Genomic DNA, 17,007 nt, shown 5'->3' on the forward strand with positions numbered 1-17,007 from the left:
AGCTCCATGAAAATTACCGATATCCGGTTCGGCATGCTGCGCGTCCCGCTGAAGACGCCGTTCAAGACCGCGCTGCGCACCGTCGACACGGTCGAGGACATCGTCGTGTCGGTGCATACCGACAGCGGCCAGGTCGGCTACGGCGAGGCCGCGGCGACCGCGGTGATCACCGGCGACACCCACGGCTCCATCGTCGAGGCGATCCGCAAGTTCATCGCGCCGCGCCTGATCGGCGAGGACATCGCCGACCTCAACCGCCTGACCCAGCTGATCCAGAGCGCGCTGGAGAAGAACACCAGCGCCAAGGCCGCGGTCGAGATCGCGATCTACGACCTGTGGGGCCAGCTGTACGGGGCACCGCTGTACAAGATGCTCGGCGGCGGCGACCCGGTCATCGCCACCGACATCACCATCAGCGTCGACTACATCGACAAGATGGTGGCCGACTCGATGAGCGCGGTCGAACGCGGCTTCGAATCGCTGAAGATCAAGGTCGGCAAGGACATCGGCGTCGACATCGAGCGGGTCAAGGCGATCTACGCCGCGGTCGAGGGCCGTGCCCTGCTGCGCCTGGACGCCAATCAGGGCTGGACCGCCAAGCAGGCGGTGTACGCGATCCAGCAACTGGAGGACGCCGGGGTGCGCCTGGAGCTGGTCGAGCAACCGGTCAAGGCGCAGGACCTTGACGGCATGAAGTACGTGACCGAGCGCGTGCATACTCCGATCATGGCCGACGAGAGCGTGTTCGGCCCCACCGAGGTCATCGATCTGATCCGCATGCGCGCCGCCGACATCATCAACATAAAGCTGATGAAGACCGGCGGGATCTCCAATGCCATCCGCATCGCCGACATCGCCGCGCTGTACGGGGTGGAATGCATGATCGGCTGCATGATCGAGACCAGCATCAGTGTGGCCGCGGCCGTGCACGTGGCGGTGGCCAAGTCCAACGTCATTACCAAGGTCGATCTGGACGGGCCGTCGCTGTGCGCGTTCAACCCGGTCGACGGCGGGGTGAATTTCAACGAGTCGGAGATCTCGGTCGCCGATGCGCCCGGCCTGGGCATCCGCGAGATCCGCGGCCTCGAAGCCCTGCCCGGCTGAGCCCAGGACCGTCAGGACATGTCGCCGCTACTCAAAATCCGCGCCGAGCGCGATCGCATGTCGGCGATCGAGCGCCGCATCGCCGATTTCCTGCTCGACAACGCCCATCTGCTGCGCGACTACTCCTCGCAGCAGCTGGCCAACGCGCTGGGGATCAGCCAGTCCAGCGTGGTCAAGTTCAGCCAGAAGCTGGGCTTCAAGGGCTACCCGGACCTCAAGTATTCGATCGGCGAAGCGGTCGCGCGCGGCAACGGCAACGGCGAGGACCACCTGCCGACCGCCGCGGCCGCGGACGATCCGCACACCGCGCTGGCCGAGGACTTGTGGCACCTCAAGGCCCTGGCCGAGGCCGAGACCCGGCTGATCAATCCGGCCGACCGCATCGACGCGATCGCCGCGGCGATCGAGCAGGCCGGCAAGGTCTACATCATCGGCCTCGGCGAGGACGGCATCCCGGCGCGCGCGTTCGCGACCCGGCTGTCGATGCTGGGCATCGTCACCGTGCACTACGTCGATGCGATGCTGATGCAGGCCGGCATCTCCAGCGCCGCGGCCGGCGATGTGCTGCTGGTGTTCTCCGAGCACGGCCGCCAGCCGGCGCTGTGCCAGATCGGCCGGCGCTTCCGCGAGCGCGTGGGCAAGGTCATCACCGTGACCCGTCACACTCCCAACCCGCTGCGCGCGCATGCCGACGCGGCCCTGGTGGTGTCGGCGCACGACGAGCGCCGGCATATCGAGCCGCTGCTGTACCAATCGGCGCTGCAGCACCTGCTCGACCTGATCTTCGTGCTGCTGTGCGACGCCAGCGAAGCCCGGCGCCGCCAGCTCGACCTCAACCTCGAGCGCATGCAGGATCTGCTCGACAGCTGACCGCCGGGACGAGACCGCATGCGCACCCTGCTCCGCACCGCCCTGCTGATGCCTGCCCTCGCTCTGGCCGCCTGTGCCGGCATGTCCGCGCCGAGCGCATCGACGCCCTGGGGCAACGCGCGCCAGCTCGTGCTGGTGACCACCGACGGCTGGGACGCGAGCGAGGGCCGCCTGCGCCGCTACCAACGCGACGGCGGCGGCTGGCGCGAGGTCGGCTCGGCGAGCTCGGTCACGGTCGGGCGTAACGGCAGTGCCTGGGGCCTGGGCCTGCATCCCAGCCAGACCGACGGGCCGCAGAAGCGCGAAGGCGACGGCCGCGCGCCGGCCGGCGTGTTCGCGCTCGGCACCGCGTTCGGCTACGGCGCCAGCGCGGCGACGCCGATGCCCTACCAGGCCATGGGCGCCGACGACTACTGCATCGACGTCAACGCCTCGCCGCTGTACAACCGCATCGTCGATGCCGGCGAGGTCGGCCAGGCCGCCGTCGCCGAATCCACCGAACCCATGCGCCGGGACCTGCACGCCGGCGGCGACCAGCGCTACCGGCTGGGCTTGGTGATCGATCACAACCCGCAGCGCGTTCCCGGCGCCGGCAGCTGCATCTTCGCCCACCTGTGGAAGGCACCCGGCGAGCCCACCGCAGGCTGCACCGCGATGGCCGATCCGGCGATGGAAGCCCTGCTGGCCTGGCTGCGCCCGCAGCAGCATCCGGTATTCGTGCTGCTGCCGCAGGCGGAACTGCGCCGTCTGCGGCAGGATTGGCATCTGCCGGCGCCCTGAGCCGCCCTCCGTCCACCACCACACAGAGCCCCGCCCCGCATGTCGATGACCACCCGCGTCCTGCTCGCGCTGATCGCCGGCGCCGCCGCCGGCCTGATCCTGGTCGCGCTAGCGCCCGAGGTCGCGCAAAGTACCGCGGCGGTGATGCAGCCGATCGGCAAGCTCTGGCTCAATGCCCTGCAGATGACGGTAGTGCCGCTGGTGGTGTCGCTGGTGGTGATCGGGGTGACCTCGGCCAGCGATGCGGCGGCCTCCGGACGCACGGCGCGGCGCGCGATCGTGGTCTTCATCGTGCTGCTGAGCCTGGGCGCCGCCTTCGCCGCGATCGCCGCGCCGGCCCTGCTGTCGCTGCTGCCGCGCGACGAGGCGCTGGTGCAGTCGTTCCGCACCGCCACGTCGGTACCGACGGCCGCGCCGCCGGCGCTGGGCGACTGGTTGTCGGCGGTGATTCCCAGCAACGTGATCGCGGCCGCCGCGGCCAGCGCGATGCTGCCGCTGGTGGTGTTCGCGCTGTTCTTCGGTTTCGCCCTGACCCGCATCGATCCGGCCCGGCGCGCGCGCCTGGTCGAACTGTTCCAGGCCATCGCCGACACCATGATCGTGATCGTGCGCTGGCTGCTGTGGATCGCGCCGCTGGGCGTGTTCGCGCTGATGTTCGCGGTCTGCGCCCACGTCGGCGTGGGCATGCTGGGCGCGGTCGGCTACTACATCGCGCTGCAGTGCACGCTGTATATCTCGGTCACGCTGATGCTGTATCTGGTCGCCGCGGCCTCGGGCACGCCGTTGCGGCGCTTCGCCGCCGGCGTGCTGCCGGCGCAGACCATCGCCGCCAGCACCCAATCTTCGCTAGCCTCGTTGCCGGCGATGGTGGACAGCGCGCGGATGCGGCTCGGCTATCCGCTGGAGATCGCTTCATTGGTGCTGCCGATGGCGGTATCGCTGTTCCGCATCACCAGCCCGATCCAGTACATCGGCGTGACCGCGTTCGTGGCCTGGATCTACGGCATCGACCTGGGCGCGGCGCAACTGGCCGGCTGCGCCGCGCTGGCGGTGGTGATCAGTCTGGGGTCGGTGGGCCTGCCCGGCCAGGTCAGCTTCATGGCGACCAACATGCCGGTGGTGCAGGCCGCGAGCCTGCCGGTGGAGCCGCTGGGCTTGCTGCTCGCGGTCGACACCCTGCCCGACGTGTTCGCGACCCTGGGCAACGTCACCGGCGACATCGCCGCGACCGGCGTGGTGGCCGGACGCGAGCGCGCTGCGACGACGGGCGACGGCACGGGCTGAGTTCGGGGTCGGCGCGGGCGTCGCTGCTCGTCGTTGCGAATCGACGCCACAAAAACCGACGCCCCGTGGCTCGCGCTCCGGGGCGTCGTTCGTGTCGCTGCAGCGGCCTGAATCCCTGCCGCCGCCCGTTCAAGGGGCTGGCGACACCTGGAAGACCACCGCGACGCGGCGATTCGGCAGCAGGCATTCACGCAGCGCCTCCGGCTGCCTCACGCCGGAGCAGTCCTGCACCTGCTCGGTGTCGCCCTTGTACTGGTAGCGGATCGAGTCGGCAGGCACACCGCGTTCGATCAATAGCGCGCGCACCGTCTCGGCGCGACGCTTGGACAGGTCGACGTTGTACTGCGCGCCGCGGCCCTGCAGACGGTCGGCATGGCCTTCCAGCGCTACCGAATCGATGCGCAGGCCCTCTTCGCGGATGCGTGCGAACGCACGGTCGAGGCTCTGCAGCGCGTAGCCGCGGATATCGCCGCGGCCGTCGCGGTCGAACTCGAACAGAATGTTGGCGGTCAGGTCCATGTTCTGCGCGTTCGGGACGGCCTGCGCGGGCATGCCGCAGGTCCGCGCCAGCGCCTCGGCATCCCCGACGAGATCCTCCGCGATCTGGATGTAGGGCTTGGCGTGGCGCCATTGCTGCTGGTTCAGTTCGTTGCCGGCGTGCACCAGTTCGACCTCGCCGCAGGCCACCGCCTGCTGCGCGCAGGCGAAGCCGGGCGTGCCGTGGATCGCGCCCAGGCGCTTCCACAGGTCCTCGCGGACGCGTGCGGCGTCGTTCACCAGCGGCGTGTCGGTCGGCAACGGCGATGCGCCCTGCTCCATCAGCCCGATCAGCCGCGCGGATTGTTCGAGCGCGGCCTGCGGGAAGGCGCTACGGTCGTTGCGCGAGTATTCGTGGAACGACACGTCGAGCCAGCACTGCGCCTTGGCGAGGTGATAGTCGCGAACGGGGCGGCCGCTGTCGTTGAGCGCACGGATGCGGTCCTGCGTGCCCTCGTAGACCGAATGATCGCGATAGATCGCTTCGTCGCTGATGCGCTCGGCCGGTGGCGCCAGGACGGGCGTCTGCGCCTGGGCCGCCGGCAGCAGAGCCGCGAGAAGAGGAAGGGTGTAGGTAAGAATGGGTTTCATCGTCATGCTCCGTCAGCGCACCGGATCGCGGTAGCGCACGTCATCCCGCCGGAAAAGATCTTCGTCGAATTTGAACCGCAGACGCAGATAGACGCCGTCGCGGGTGTATTCGTAGCCATTGAGGTCCGGGTCGCCTGCGAAGCCGGCCCAGTTGTAGCCGGCCGACAGCCAGAGGTTCTGCCGCAGCAGACGGCCGACCTCGATGCCGTAGGCGTACTGATTCGCGCCGAAGTCGCCGCGGAAGGTCGCGCCCATCACCCCGACGTCCCAGTTTTCGGTCACGTCGTACACGACGCGCCCGGACAACAGCACGCCGCGGAAGCGGCTTTCGACCGTGCCGCCGTCGGCATAGGCGAAGCGATCTTCCTGCCACTTGCCCGCCACCCGGCCGGTGAGCCACCAGGGACGGCTCGGATGCCAGTCGGCATGGGCGGACACGATGTGCGCGCGCATTTCCAGGTCGTCCCCGGCCTGCACCAGGCCCGTGCCGCTCTCGTCGCGCTCGAGCTTGTATTCGTAGCGTGCGAGGGCGTTGACGCGGTTGCGGTCGGTGTCGCGATAGGCGACGCCGATCTGGAACCGATCCTGCAGCACGTCGCCGCGCGCAGCGTAGTCGGTGCGCAGCAGGTAATTCCGCAACAGCAGGGTCCAGTCGCGGCTCATCTTGCGCGCCGCCATGAACTGCAGCAGCGTCGTGTCGAAGGCCTCGTCGCCGGCGGTGCGCTCGACATCGCCGGATATCCGGTGCTCCAGGCGGATCGCCCCGCGCCACAGCGGGCTGGCGCTATAGTCCAGGCCGAAGGCGAGCCCCGTGGCATCGCCCGTGGCACCGTCGATCACGTTCACGTGCTCGACCGAACTGGTGAGGCGGACACCTTCGGCGACATCCCAGGTGTTGCGGATGCCGGAAGCGGCCTGCAGGTCGCGACCGGCGATGGCATCGCGCATGCGGTACTCGGTGAACGCTTGCGTGTCCTTGAGGAAGGTCGTATCCACGCCCAGCACGAGCGCGTCGGCCTCGCGGTCGCGGGTGGTCACTCCGAACGCGCTGGTCAGGCCGGTCTGGCGCTCGTAACGGCCGTACAGCCGGCTGCGCTCGCGCCATTGGTAGTCCGCGCCGAGTGCGATCCGGTTGCGCTCTTCACCGCTCACGTCCTGCTCGATCTCGCCGCCTACCACCAGGCGCTCGCCGGCCTTGTAGCCCGCGCCGATGCGCACCGTGTCGCTGGACAGTTCGGTTCCCACCGGCAGATCGCTGGTGGGAACGGTGCCGCCGCTGCGGATGATCGGCAGACCGGTCAGGGGATCGAGCGGCTGCTGTCCGTAACCGAGCGCCCCGCCGCCCGCCCCGCTGCCGAGGGAGCCGCCGAGGCCGAGCGTGTCGCCGAACGGGGACCCGCTCGACCATGGCGAATACGCTCCGACCGTCTCGCGGATGGCGCGGTAACCGAAGTCCAGGCTCAGACGCGGCGTGGCCTGCAGCTTGACGCCCGCGGAGGCCGCGTCGCGTTCGCCGCCGTTGGGATTCCGGTCCTCGCTGCGGATCGCCTCGGCGTACAGTTCGACGCGCTCTCCAGCGCGCCAACCGAGTTCGACGTTGTACTCGCCGCGTCCGCCGTACAGCGGCGAGGCAGCGTTGTTGAACGCGGGATCCGTGCGCGCCGCGAAGATGCTGGCATCGAATCGCTCGCCGTCGTGGCCGAACTCGACGCGCCAGGCGTCGCCTTCGGCTTCGCCACTGAATCCCTGCAGCGCCGGAGTGGCATACTGGTTGACCGGATTGGTGTTGACCTCGCTGCGCGTACGCGCGAACTCGGCGACCAGATAGGTATTCGGGCCGAAGCGCAGACCCGCGTTCACGCTGCCCATCTCGAAGCCGGCGAACGGATTGCGGTCGTCGACATAGGCACCGCCGATCTCGAAGCGCTCGCCCAGCTTCATCTGCGCATCGGCGCCCAGCACCAGGAACTTCTCGGTGCCCTGGTCCACCTCGTAGGTGATGCGCAGCGACACCGGGTTGAGGTCGCTGTCGAATCCCGGCAGGAAGGTGTTGAGCAGGATCCGGCCGGAGAACGGCTCGAAGCTGTAGTCGACGAGGCGGCCGAGCGGCCGCACCGAGACGATGCGGGACGGCTGGTTGCGATCGCGCACGACGACTTCCACCCGCTCGCTGCCTTCCAGGACCGCGTTGTTGCGCAGGCCGTACGGGCCGCTGCCCTGGGAGGGGAACTCTTCCACTACCTGGCGCAGCGAGTCCTCAACGGCGAACACGTTGCCGCGCACACCTGCGTTCTCGAAATGCCAGCCCAGGCCGGTCGCGGTACGGTTGTAGACACCTAGGCTGCGCTGCGGCACGGGCCCGCGGGCGCCGACGCCCGTCGACGTCGCCAGCGTGTCGCCGGTCTGGAAATCGCCGTAGAGGACATAGCTGCGGCCCTTGTCCACGCGCACGTACAGGCGCTCGGCCGAACGCGCGTCGAAGCCGGTGAGCGAACTGTCGCCGTAGACCGGATAGAACTCGTCCGGGCGGATGTCGCGCAGCAGGCGCTCGCGGGTGTCCTTGTCGGAGTCGTAGGCGGCGGTGAGCAGGTATTCGCCCTTGATCCGGCCCTTGACGAAGAACGCCGTACGCGCGGCCGCATTGGCCTTGCCGTTGTTGAACTGGCGCTCCCAGCGGCGCAGGTCGCGCTCGAAGCCGTCGTCGCGGCGCGCGGGATCGATCACGCCGGAACCGCTTCCGCTGCGGAAATTGACGATGCCTTCGATCAGGCCGGTGGCGATCAGTTCGCGCATTTCCGGCACGAAGCTCACCACGCCCTCCACCGTCTCGGCCCCGGCGGTGATGCGCAGGGTGACGTCCTGCGCGTCGTTGGGCGCCAGCAGGTCGAACGCAGCCACGCCGTCGCGCAGCGGAAGCTGCACGCCGGGGGTGGCGCGATCGGCGTCCAGGCGCGCGGGGCCGAACTCGTCGGTGCCCGCGCGCTCAAGACGGACGCGCCCGCCGCTGTGTTCGATGGTGGCGTAAGCCTGGCCCGCTATCGGCCGGCCGGCTGCGTCGAGCAGCCGGACACGGACGTGCACGGGCGTCTGGCCATCGGCCGGCGCCGCAGCGCGGTCGAGTTCGACCTCGATGCGATCGACGACGCCGTTGGCGGCGTAGTCCACGGCGCCCGAACGCACCGGCGTGACTTGCGGCGGCAGGTTCCGGCTGGATTCCGTCGCGGGGTGCAGGGAATCGGCCGTGCCCAGCACCGGAGTGAAGCGGCGACCGTCCGCCACGTCCTGGGCGAACGCCGGCAGGGCCAGCGTCAGGGCGAGTGCGAGCGCGGTGGCGCGCGGCAGCGGAAGGGCGTGTGCGCGCGCGGCGGCGCGGCCCGGGTTCATGCGGCTCATGGGCGGCCCTCCTCGTGCGTCGCATCCCGCGGCGGCGTCGGCCTCGGGTCGACGATGGGGTGCTGGTTGGCGGAATCGGTGCCCTGCTGCGGACTGCGCGCGGGCTTGCTTTCCAGGCGCAGCGGGCGCGTTCTGGTCTCGGTTTCCGGTGCGCTCACTTCGCCCTGCGTGCGCCGGGCCTTGACCTGCTCGAGCACAGGGTTCGAACAACTGCCCTCGACGAAGTCGGCGCGATGCAGTTCGCCGTTCTTCAGGTCGAGGAACAGGCTGTCCGCATCGCCCAGGTTGCGGTTGCTGCTGGTGGTCAGGCGCGCGCCGACCGGCAGCGTGGCCGCGTCGACCTTCAGCGTGTGGCTCATCGGCGGCAGGCCCGCGTAGCTGTACTTGCCTTCCGAGTCGCTGATCATCCAGGTGCCGTCGCTGAAGTAGAGGCGCACACCGGGGATGCCCAGTTCCTCGCGGTCCTGCACGTGGTTGGCGTTGCAGTCGACGAAGATCTTGCCGAGCACGAGCGTCTCGTCGGAGAACACGCCGCCGGTGACGCGCACGCGGTACTCCGCACGGTTGGACGGGATCACCGACGGCCTGGGTTGCAGCGTCGCCGGGTCCACGCAGCCGCCGGCGATCGAGCAGCCGAAGGCCTGCGCGCGGTTGATGCCGTCGCCCTGCTGACTGCCCACGCCGACGCGGACGCGGTAGGTCAGTACGGTCTGGCCGCCGACGGCCAGCGGACCGGTATCGAACGACAAGGTCGGGCCCGGACGGCCGAGCGGTTCGGCGATCGCCGCGCCGTTGGCCCGCGCAGTGCCGGCGATGTAGGTGAAGCCCGGCGGCAGGCGGTCGAGGACGTTGACGGTCTGCACGGCGGCGCCCGCGGTCTGGCGGATGGTGATCGTGTAGAGCACGGTGTCGCCCACTTCCGCGATGCGGCGGTCGCCGGTCTTGACGATCACCAGGCCCGGTGCGATCGCCGGGTCCAGCGGAATGTGGTTGTGGACCACGCCCGCGGTGCCCGACCCGGTGCTCAGGGTGAGGTAGTAGGTCGTGCCCGTGCCCACCGGAGCGGTCGGCGCGGTCGGGTTCGGCTGCACCTGGTAGGTCGTGCCGGGCGCACCTGGCGGCGACAGTGTTGTGGTCTCGACCGGAATCAGCGTCGAGCGGAACGTGTAGCCCGCTGGCGGCGTCACCGCGAGCAGGAACTCGCAGCGGCTCGGCGCGCCGGGCGCGAACAGGAACTGGTAGAAGCCCTGGCTGCCGACGGTCATCGAGATCGACGCGCCGTTGAGCGTGTAACCACCGCCGGCCGCATTGAGGATGCTCGTGGCCGGGTCGTAGCCGGCGCAGGTGCCGACCGGCGTCAGCGTCACGATCGAGCCCGGAACCGGGTCGCGCGTGACCGCATCGTAGACCACGCCGTTCGGATCCACTGGCAGACTCTGCTGCGGCAGTTCCCGGCCGGGCGCGAGCACGACCTCGAGCTGGGTCAGGTTGCCATCGGTGATGCGGCAGCTGCTCTGGGTGCCGCCGGCGATCGCCGCGGCCGCATCGCAAGGCGCGGCCGGGCCCGCGGCGGTCTCGCCGCTGACGGGCAGGCCCCAGACCGCGCGCGTGTCGGGATCGCGGAAGCGGATGGTCCAGCGCACGCCGGGCACGACGTCGGCGAAACGGTAGCGGCCGCCGGCGCCGGTGGTCGTGGTTTTCGCCACGATGCCGGTTGCCGGGTCGACCAGTTCCACGGTCCACCCGTCGAGACGGCGGTCGCCGCCGTCCAGCAGCGTGTCGTCGCCGCCGATGTCGTACCACACGGTACCCGACACCGCAGCGGCGACCTGCACCTGCGTCGGCAGGCGGCAGGCGTTCTGCGTGATCGCGGGGTCGCAAACGGGCAGCGTGGCGACATCGCCCTCGAAGCCGCCGCGTTCCACGGCGGTCGGACGGTGCGCAGCGTCTTCTCCGCCGCCTTCGACCAGCACGGCGTTGTGAATCGTCCCATTCGCGCCGGCGTTCGCGCCGACCAGCACCGGAACATCGATGCGATCGGCGCGGGTGGCGCCGCTGGCGATCACGACCGCGCTGGTGCAGGCGAAGCGGTCCGCGCCGGCGGCGCCGGTGCAGGTCCAGCCGCTGCCGACCGGCGTCGCGGTCAAGGTGACGCCCGGCGGCAGACGGTCCTCGACAGTGTAGTCGCCCGAGCTGGCCTTCGGACCGACGTTGCGCACCGTGATGGTGTAACGCGCCGCGTTGTTGGCGGTGAAGCGCGCCGGGTCGGCGGTCTTGCCGACCACCAGGTCCGGCGAATCGGCGACCTCGCCGAAGTTGTTGTCGATCGAATGCGCGCCCGGCGCCAGCACGATGCCGCTGATGGCCGAGGGCGTGGTGCTTTGCGGGGTCGAGGTGCCGGTGGAGGCGCCGCCGATCGTGCCCGGCGTGGTGATGCCGTTGGTGCTGCCCGGCGGCTGCGTCGGTTCGGTGACGATATACGTGCCCGGACGCAGGGTCGGGAATGCGTAGCGGCCGTCGGCATCGGTAGTCGCGGTCAGATTGACGGCGGCGCCCAGGTCGTCCGTGCCCGTCAACACCACGGTCACGTTCGGGATGCCGGTCTCGTCGCTGTCGATCACGCCGTCGTTGTCGTTGTCGAAGTACACGCGGCCGCTGATGGCGCTGGACGCCTGCACCGGGGTCTCGATGCGGCAGGCGTTCTGGGTGATCGCCGGATCGCACACGGGCAGGCCGCCGACGTTGCCGTCGAAATCGGTCTGTTCCGTCGGCGTGGGCAGGCGCGCCGGCGATTCGCCGCCGCCGCGCACGATCACCGCATTGATGAGCGGCGAAGCGGCGGCCGCGGCGGCGGTGACGTCCACGCGCACGTCGATGTCGCCCGGATGCGTGTCGCCCGCGGCGAGCGCCTGGGTGCTGGCGCACTGGAAGCTCACCGCACCGGCGGCGCCCGTGCAGGTCCAGCCCGTGCCGCCGGGCGTGGCGGCGAGCACGACGCCCGCAGGCAGGCGATCGTCGACGGTATACGAGCCGACGGTCGCCGCGTTGCCGGCGTTGCGCACGCGCACCGTGTAGTGGCTCTCGGTACCGACGGTGAAGGTCCCCGGAGTGGCGGCCTTGGTCACGCGCAGGTCGGGGGAATCGGCGATCTCGCCGAAATTGTTGTCGATGGACGACTGCCCCGCAGGCAGCACGATCGCGCTGATCGCGGACGGCAGGGTGCCGCGCGGCGTCGCAGTGCCGCTGGTGGCGCCGCCTACCGTGCCCGCCGTGGCGAGGCCGTTGGAGGTCGCCGGCGGTTGGGTCGGCTCGGTCACGGTGTAGGTGCCGGGGCGCAGGCCCGAGAAGACGTAGGCGCCGTCGGCGTCGGTGGTGGTGGTGAGGCTGACCGCGGCGCCATCGGCATCGGTGCCGGTCAGCGTGACGGTGACGCCCGCGATACCGGTTTCGCCGCTGTCGATCGTGCCGTCGTCGTCGTGGTCGAAGTACACGCGGCCGCTGAGGCTCGCGGGCATGATCTCGCCGAAGTTGTAGTCCACCGCAGCCTGGTTGACGCCGAGCGCGATCGCGGTGATCGCCGACGGAGTCACCGACGGCACGGTCGCGGCGCCGCCGACGCTGCCCGCCACGGTGCGGCCATTGAGCGTGCCGGTCGGCTGGCTCGGCTCGGTCACCACGTAGCTGCCCGGCAGCAGGCCGGTGAAGCTGTAGGAACCGTCCGGCGCCGTCGTCGTGGTGCGGTTGACCGGGTTGCCGTCCTGGTCGGTGCCGCTGAGGACGATCGTCACCCCGGCGATGCCCGCCTCGCTGGCGTCGATGACGCCGTCGTTGTCGGGATCCAGCCATACGCGGCCGGCCAGCGACGAGCCGCTCGGCGTCTCGCCGAAGTTGAATTCGGTGGCGCTGGCGCCGGTGCTCAGGTCGATCTGCGAAATGCGGTCGGTGGTGGCCGCGTCCGGCGACACGCCGGTGCCGGGCGCGCAGCCTGTGGCGCAGGCGACGCCGTCGATCAGGCCCGGATTCACCGCGGTCGGACGATTGATGTAATTCCCGGCCGGCAGCGTTTCCCGCAGCGTGTAGACGATCGTCGGATCGAGATCGCTGAACTGGTAGAAGCCGTTCGCATCGGTGACGGCGGTGGTGATCACCGCACCGGTGGCGGCGTTGAGCAGCTCGACGGGGGTGCTGGCGATCGGGCTGTCGGTGCCGGCGTTGCGCACGTTGTTGAAGTCGTTGTCGACATAGACGAAGCCCGACAGGCTCGCGCGCCGCAACTCGGGGAAGTTGTAGCGCACGCCGTCGACGTCGGCGCCGACCACGATGCCGGTGTAGGCCGAATTCGGCGTGCCGGCGGCGTAGCTGCCGCCGAGCGACGGCGCATCCGGGCCCGCGCTAGGGGGATCGACCGGGCCGTTGTTATAGCCGGTCGGCTGCGACTGGGTGATCGTGTAGCCGGCGCCGCCAGACGGCGCCAGATTGTCGAAGCGATAGTTGCCGTCCGCATCGGTGGTGGCGGTCAGGTTGACCGGGTTGCCGTAAGCGTCGACGCCGGTCAGTGCGATGGCTACACCGGCCAGGCGCGGCTCGCCCGCAGCGGCCTGCGGCGTGCCGCCGTTGCTGCCCGCGCGGTCGCGGTCGTTGAATACGGTGCCGGCGAGCGAAGAGCCCGTGACCGCGAGCGGCACGGTGGTCGTGTTGTTGCTCGGATCTTCTTCGACCTGCTCGGTCGTGACCGTGGCCGTGTTGTTCGCCGTTCCACCGGCCGGGACCACGTCCCAACGCGACGGCACCAGGACGCGCACGCGGCCGAGGTCGCCCGGGGTGAAGGTGAGATCGCCCAGGTTGCAGGTGACGGTGCTGCCCGCCAGCACGCAGGTGCCGGTGCCGTTGGGCACCTCGTCGCCGCCCAGGCTCGGACCGACCTTCTGCCAGGTAATCGGGCCGGTCACCACCAGACCCGCCGGCAGCGTATCGGCGATCACCGTGCCGGTGCCGTTGAGCGGGCTCGAACCGGAGCGGTCGAGCGAAAGGCTCGAGCCCGGCCCGGCGTTGGCGCCTTCCACCACATAGACGAAGGGCTGGCGCACGGTGACCGTGGCGACCTGAGCCGGCAATGCGACGGTGGGGTCGTTGCTCGGCGCAGGCGCCGCCAGCACGATGCGCTTGGCGATACGCAGGTCCGAACGCGAGCGGATCGTGGTCGACTCGCCCTCTTCGTTGTTGGCCGGGTTGGTGTCCGATTCGACGGAAGACGCGACCGCGATGTTCTGCAGCGTGTCGCCCGCCGCGCCCGGCGGCGTTTCGTACTGGTAGCGCAGGTACAGTGCGCCGGTCGCGCCCGCGGCGACCACGCCTTCCACGTTGCTGGCGAAACCCGCGCCCGGCACGGGACACACCACGGTCAGCGGCGCGCCGACCATGGGGTTGGTGCCGGCGGTGATGGTGCAAGCGGCCACGGAGAACGGGCCGCCCGGGGTGGCGGAGGCGCCGATGAAGCGCACCGTGCGACCGACCGGCGGGGTCATCGTGTCGGTGATGGCCACGCCGTTGGCGACCGAGGGGCCGTTGTTGGTGACGCGCACCCGGTACGTGAGGGCGTTGCGGCTCAGGTCGTTCGGATCGAAACCGAGCGGATCGAGACCGCCGGCGAAACCGGTGTCGACCTTGTTGGTCAACAGGTCGACCGCATTGCCCGAGAAGGTCAGCGTGGCCGACTTCTGGTCGTCGGCCGCCGTCGCGACCGCGTTGTATTCGAAGTCGCCCGAGGCGTCGGTGCCGCTGCTCGGGCCCGAGAACGCGAAATCGGCGACGTTGGTGAACTGCCGGCCCGCGCTGCCGCCGGGATTGTTGTTCGGCCGGATGACCAGGTTGAGGCTCTGGGTGTTGCCGCTGGCCATATTCAGCGCCGGGCACGTCACCGTCACGGTGCCGCTGGCGCCGGAGGTGAAATACGAGGTGCCGCCGGCGGCCGGCGCGGTGCTCACGCCCGCATCGGCAGCGACCGTGCACGCGGTGGTACCGGGCGTGCGCGTCGCGGAAATCAGCACGAAGCCCGCATCGGTCGCTGGCAGGGTGATGATGTCGCGATAGACGACGCCGTTGGCCGCGGACGGACCGGCGTTGCGATAGTCGATGCGATAGGTCGAGTTCACGCCTTCCTGGCCGACCGCACCGGAGGTGATGACCTTGGCCGTCGTCTGCACGTTGGCCACGCGCGGAATCCGCACGAAGTCCTGCGCGCTGTTGTTGCTGGCGTCGATTTCGCCGACCGAGCCGGCCACCGCAGCGTCCACACCCACGCCCGCCGTGTTGCAGCGCGCGCCGGTGCGGATCGCGCCATTGCAGTTCGGATTCTGGCCGACGCTGTCGGTCAGCGGCCCGGTAACGTCGACCGTGATGGTCGCGCTCGCGCCCGCGGCAAGCGCGTTGGCGCCCGAGCGGCAGGTCACGCTGCCGCCGGCGGTGACGCCGCAGGTCCAACCCGCCGGCCCGCTCACCGTGGCGCTGGAGCGCCCGTTGATCCAGCCCGGAATGGCCGGATCGTTGACGACCACACCGGCAGTCGCATCGGGGCCGGCGTTCGAGACGACGAGCGTGTAGCTCATCGTCGTGTACGTCGTCGGCAAGGTGTTGTCGGCGTCGCCCGGGCCGTTGGTCTGCTTCGTGATCGAGAGATCGGCGCGCGCATCGGTGGTGCGGACGCCGGCGCCGGCGCAGTCGTTCGAGGTGTTCGGATCGATATCCAGACCGCCGCCGGTCAACGGCTCGCGCGAGCCGCCGGAGCCACCCGTGCAGGCATTGTTGGTGAGCGTGCCGGGCGCGCGAGCCCGGGTCACCAGCGCAAGTGCCGGCGCATTGGCTCCGGCTACCAGCGGCAACGCGGACGCATTGAGCGAACAGGTCACGATCTGCTGCGCGGGCGGGCCGCCATAGGCGTTCGCCGAACAGGTCCAAGGGCCGGAGGCGCTGACGAATTCCTCGCCGGGCGCCAGCGTGTCGACGATGTCCACCTGCCCGGTGCTGGGACGCGGGCCGATATTGCGCAGGTTGATCGTCGAGGTCATGCGGCTGTCGGCATCGGAGCCGATGCCGTTCCACACCGCGACCACGCCCGGCACTTTGGTCTTGCCGCTGAGCTGCAGATCGGCACCGTCGGTAAGCACGGTGAACGTCGCGCTGCCGGTATTGTTCGCGGGGTTCGGATCGGCGGTCGTGGAGGTGATGGTCGCGGTATTGGTCTGATTGCCGCTGCTGCCGGGGCCGCTGGCCGGCACCAAGGCCTGCACGGTGAAGGTATCGGTGGCGCCGCTGGCGTAGTTGCTCGCACGGCTGCAGGTGATGACGGTGTCGCCCGACGAGACCGCGCAAGTCCAGCCCGCCGGTGCGACATGGCCGGTGATCAGGAAGCCCGCCGGCATCGTGTCGGAGAAGCTGACGTTGGCCGCCGCGTTCGGGCCGCTGTTGTGCGTGGTCAGGGTGAAGGTGATCGCCTGACCGGAAATCGCCGGGGCCGGCGCCGCCGTCTTGGCGATGTCCAGGTCCGCGCCCGGGACGACGGCTGTGCCGACATCGTCGGTGTTGTCGCCCGGAATCGGATCGGGGGTGCCGCTGGCGTTGACGGTCGCGCTGTTGACGATCGTGCCGCCGCTGGCCGTCACCCGTGCGCGGAACGTGTAGCTGGCCGTGGCGTTGACCGCCAGCGTGCCCGCGAACGTGCCGTTGGCGCCCGAGAACGTCCAGCCGGCGCCCGTCGCGCTACCCGCCACGAACGTCGTGCCCGAGGGCAGCGTGTCGACGACGTTGAAATTGGTCGAGGCGGACGGCCCGTTGTTGCGGACCTGGATCGTGTAGGTGATCTCGGCGCCGGCGACTACGGGATCGGGGTTGGCGGTCTTGGCGATCGAAAGATTGCCCGCGTTGGTCAAGGTCGTGACCTGTACCGCGCTGTTGTTCGCGGCGTTGGTGTCGCCGGCGAAAAACGGATCGGCCGGGCTCAGGCCTGCGAGCGGCGTGGACGCCGGCGGCACCGGCGCGCGGCCGATGGCGCTGCGCACCGTAATGACCCCGGGACTCAGGCCGACCGTCGAGACCTGCAACTGGAAGCTCATTGGCGCGCCGCCGCCGAGCGTTCCGACGAGCGTGCCGACGTTGCAGCGGATGCGCGTCGGCGTGCCGACGTCCGCGGCGCAGAACGCAGGCAGGTTCACCGCCGTCGTGCCCGCGGGAATGTCGAACAGCGCGACGACGTTCGCCGCCGTATCAGCCGCGCCGTTCTGGATCGTGTAGTCGTAGGTGACGATGCCGCCGGCGGGCGTCGGGTCGGACGCGCCGTCGGAGAGATCGGTGATCTGCAGATCGACGGCGAGCGCAGCGGGCGCCCAGCCGACGAGCATCAATACCAGCACCGCGCCGGCGGCGCGCATGGCATGACCGCAGCGGCGTGCGTAG

General features: G+C 70.0%; 7 protein-coding genes. 4 read left to right on the forward strand and 3 right to left on the reverse strand.

Annotated features, from left to right (window positions below):
- Positions 1-6: 6 nt before the first annotated feature.
- The 4 genes from ASE10_RS02825 to ASE10_RS02840 are packed head-to-tail and all read left to right on the forward strand — an operon-like array spanning position 7 to position 4,038.
- Positions 7-1,104, forward strand: coding sequence for a dipeptide epimerase (locus tag ASE10_RS02825; protein WP_055902952.1), 1,098 nt, complete (start codon positions 7-9; stop codon positions 1,102-1,104).
- An 18-nt stretch (positions 1,105-1,122) separates the two neighbouring features.
- On the forward strand, positions 1,123-1,974 hold the full coding sequence (locus ASE10_RS02830; protein ID WP_055902955.1) for a MurR/RpiR family transcriptional regulator: 852 nt from the start codon (positions 1,123-1,125) through the stop codon (positions 1,972-1,974).
- An 18-nt stretch (positions 1,975-1,992) separates the two neighbouring features.
- Entirely contained in the window at positions 1,993-2,754 is a 762-nt protein-coding gene (locus tag ASE10_RS02835; RefSeq protein WP_055902957.1) for a L,D-transpeptidase family protein, read from the forward strand.
- A 39-nt stretch (positions 2,755-2,793) separates the two neighbouring features.
- Positions 2,794-4,038 (forward strand): cation:dicarboxylase symporter family transporter, encoded by a 1,245-nt coding sequence (locus tag ASE10_RS02840; protein ID WP_055902962.1) that lies wholly within the window; start codon positions 2,794-2,796, stop codon positions 4,036-4,038.
- 129 nt (positions 4,039-4,167) lie between these two features.
- On the opposite strand, the gene ASE10_RS02845 is transcribed toward ASE10_RS02840, so the two are convergent.
- From ASE10_RS02845 to ASE10_RS02855, 3 genes are read right to left on the reverse strand one after another with little or no spacing between them, the layout of a single operon-like run.
- Complete coding sequence (locus tag ASE10_RS02845) at positions 4,168-5,166, reverse strand: OmpA family protein (RefSeq protein ID WP_055902965.1); 999 nt, start codon at positions 5,164-5,166, stop codon at positions 4,168-4,170.
- 12 nt (positions 5,167-5,178) lie between these two features.
- Positions 5,179-8,559 carry a hypothetical protein gene (locus tag ASE10_RS02850; protein ID WP_055902967.1) on the reverse strand — a complete coding sequence of 1,127 codons (3,381 nt, stop codon included), beginning with the start codon at positions 8,557-8,559 and terminating at the stop codon, positions 5,179-5,181.
- The gene (locus ASE10_RS02855; RefSeq protein ID WP_055902970.1) at positions 8,556-16,982 is read right to left on the reverse strand and encodes an SdrD B-like domain-containing protein; all 8,427 of its coding nucleotides are present in this window, start codon (positions 16,980-16,982) and stop codon (positions 8,556-8,558) included. The genes ASE10_RS02850 and ASE10_RS02855 overlap by 4 nt, the downstream gene beginning before the upstream one ends.
- Between the last annotated feature and the right edge of the window lie 25 nt (positions 16,983-17,007).

The organism is Lysobacter sp. Root76, assembly GCF_001428685.1.
Lineage (GTDB): Bacteria > Pseudomonadota > Gammaproteobacteria > Xanthomonadales > Xanthomonadaceae > Lysobacter.

Bases quoted from the DNA above. Each gene is read 5' to 3' on its own strand.
- ASE10_RS02855 (WP_055902970.1), bottom strand. From the start codon at position 16,982: ATGCGCGCCGCCGGCGCGGTGCTGGTATTGATGCTCGTCGGCTGGGCG.
- ASE10_RS02850 (WP_055902967.1), bottom strand. From the start codon at position 8,559: ATGAGCCGCATGAACCCGGGCCGCGCCGCCGCGCGCGCACACGCCCTT.
- ASE10_RS02845 (WP_055902965.1), bottom strand. From the start codon at position 5,166: ATGAAACCCATTCTTACCTACACCCTTCCTCTTCTCGCGGCTCTGCTG.
- ASE10_RS02835 (WP_055902957.1), top strand. From the start codon at position 1,993: ATGCGCACCCTGCTCCGCACCGCCCTGCTGATGCCTGCCCTCGCTCTG.
- ASE10_RS02825 (WP_055902952.1), top strand. From the start codon at position 7: ATGAAAATTACCGATATCCGGTTCGGCATGCTGCGCGTCCCGCTGAAG.
- ASE10_RS02830 (WP_055902955.1), top strand. From the start codon at position 1,123: ATGTCGCCGCTACTCAAAATCCGCGCCGAGCGCGATCGCATGTCGGCG.
- ASE10_RS02840 (WP_055902962.1), top strand. From the start codon at position 2,794: ATGTCGATGACCACCCGCGTCCTGCTCGCGCTGATCGCCGGCGCCGCC.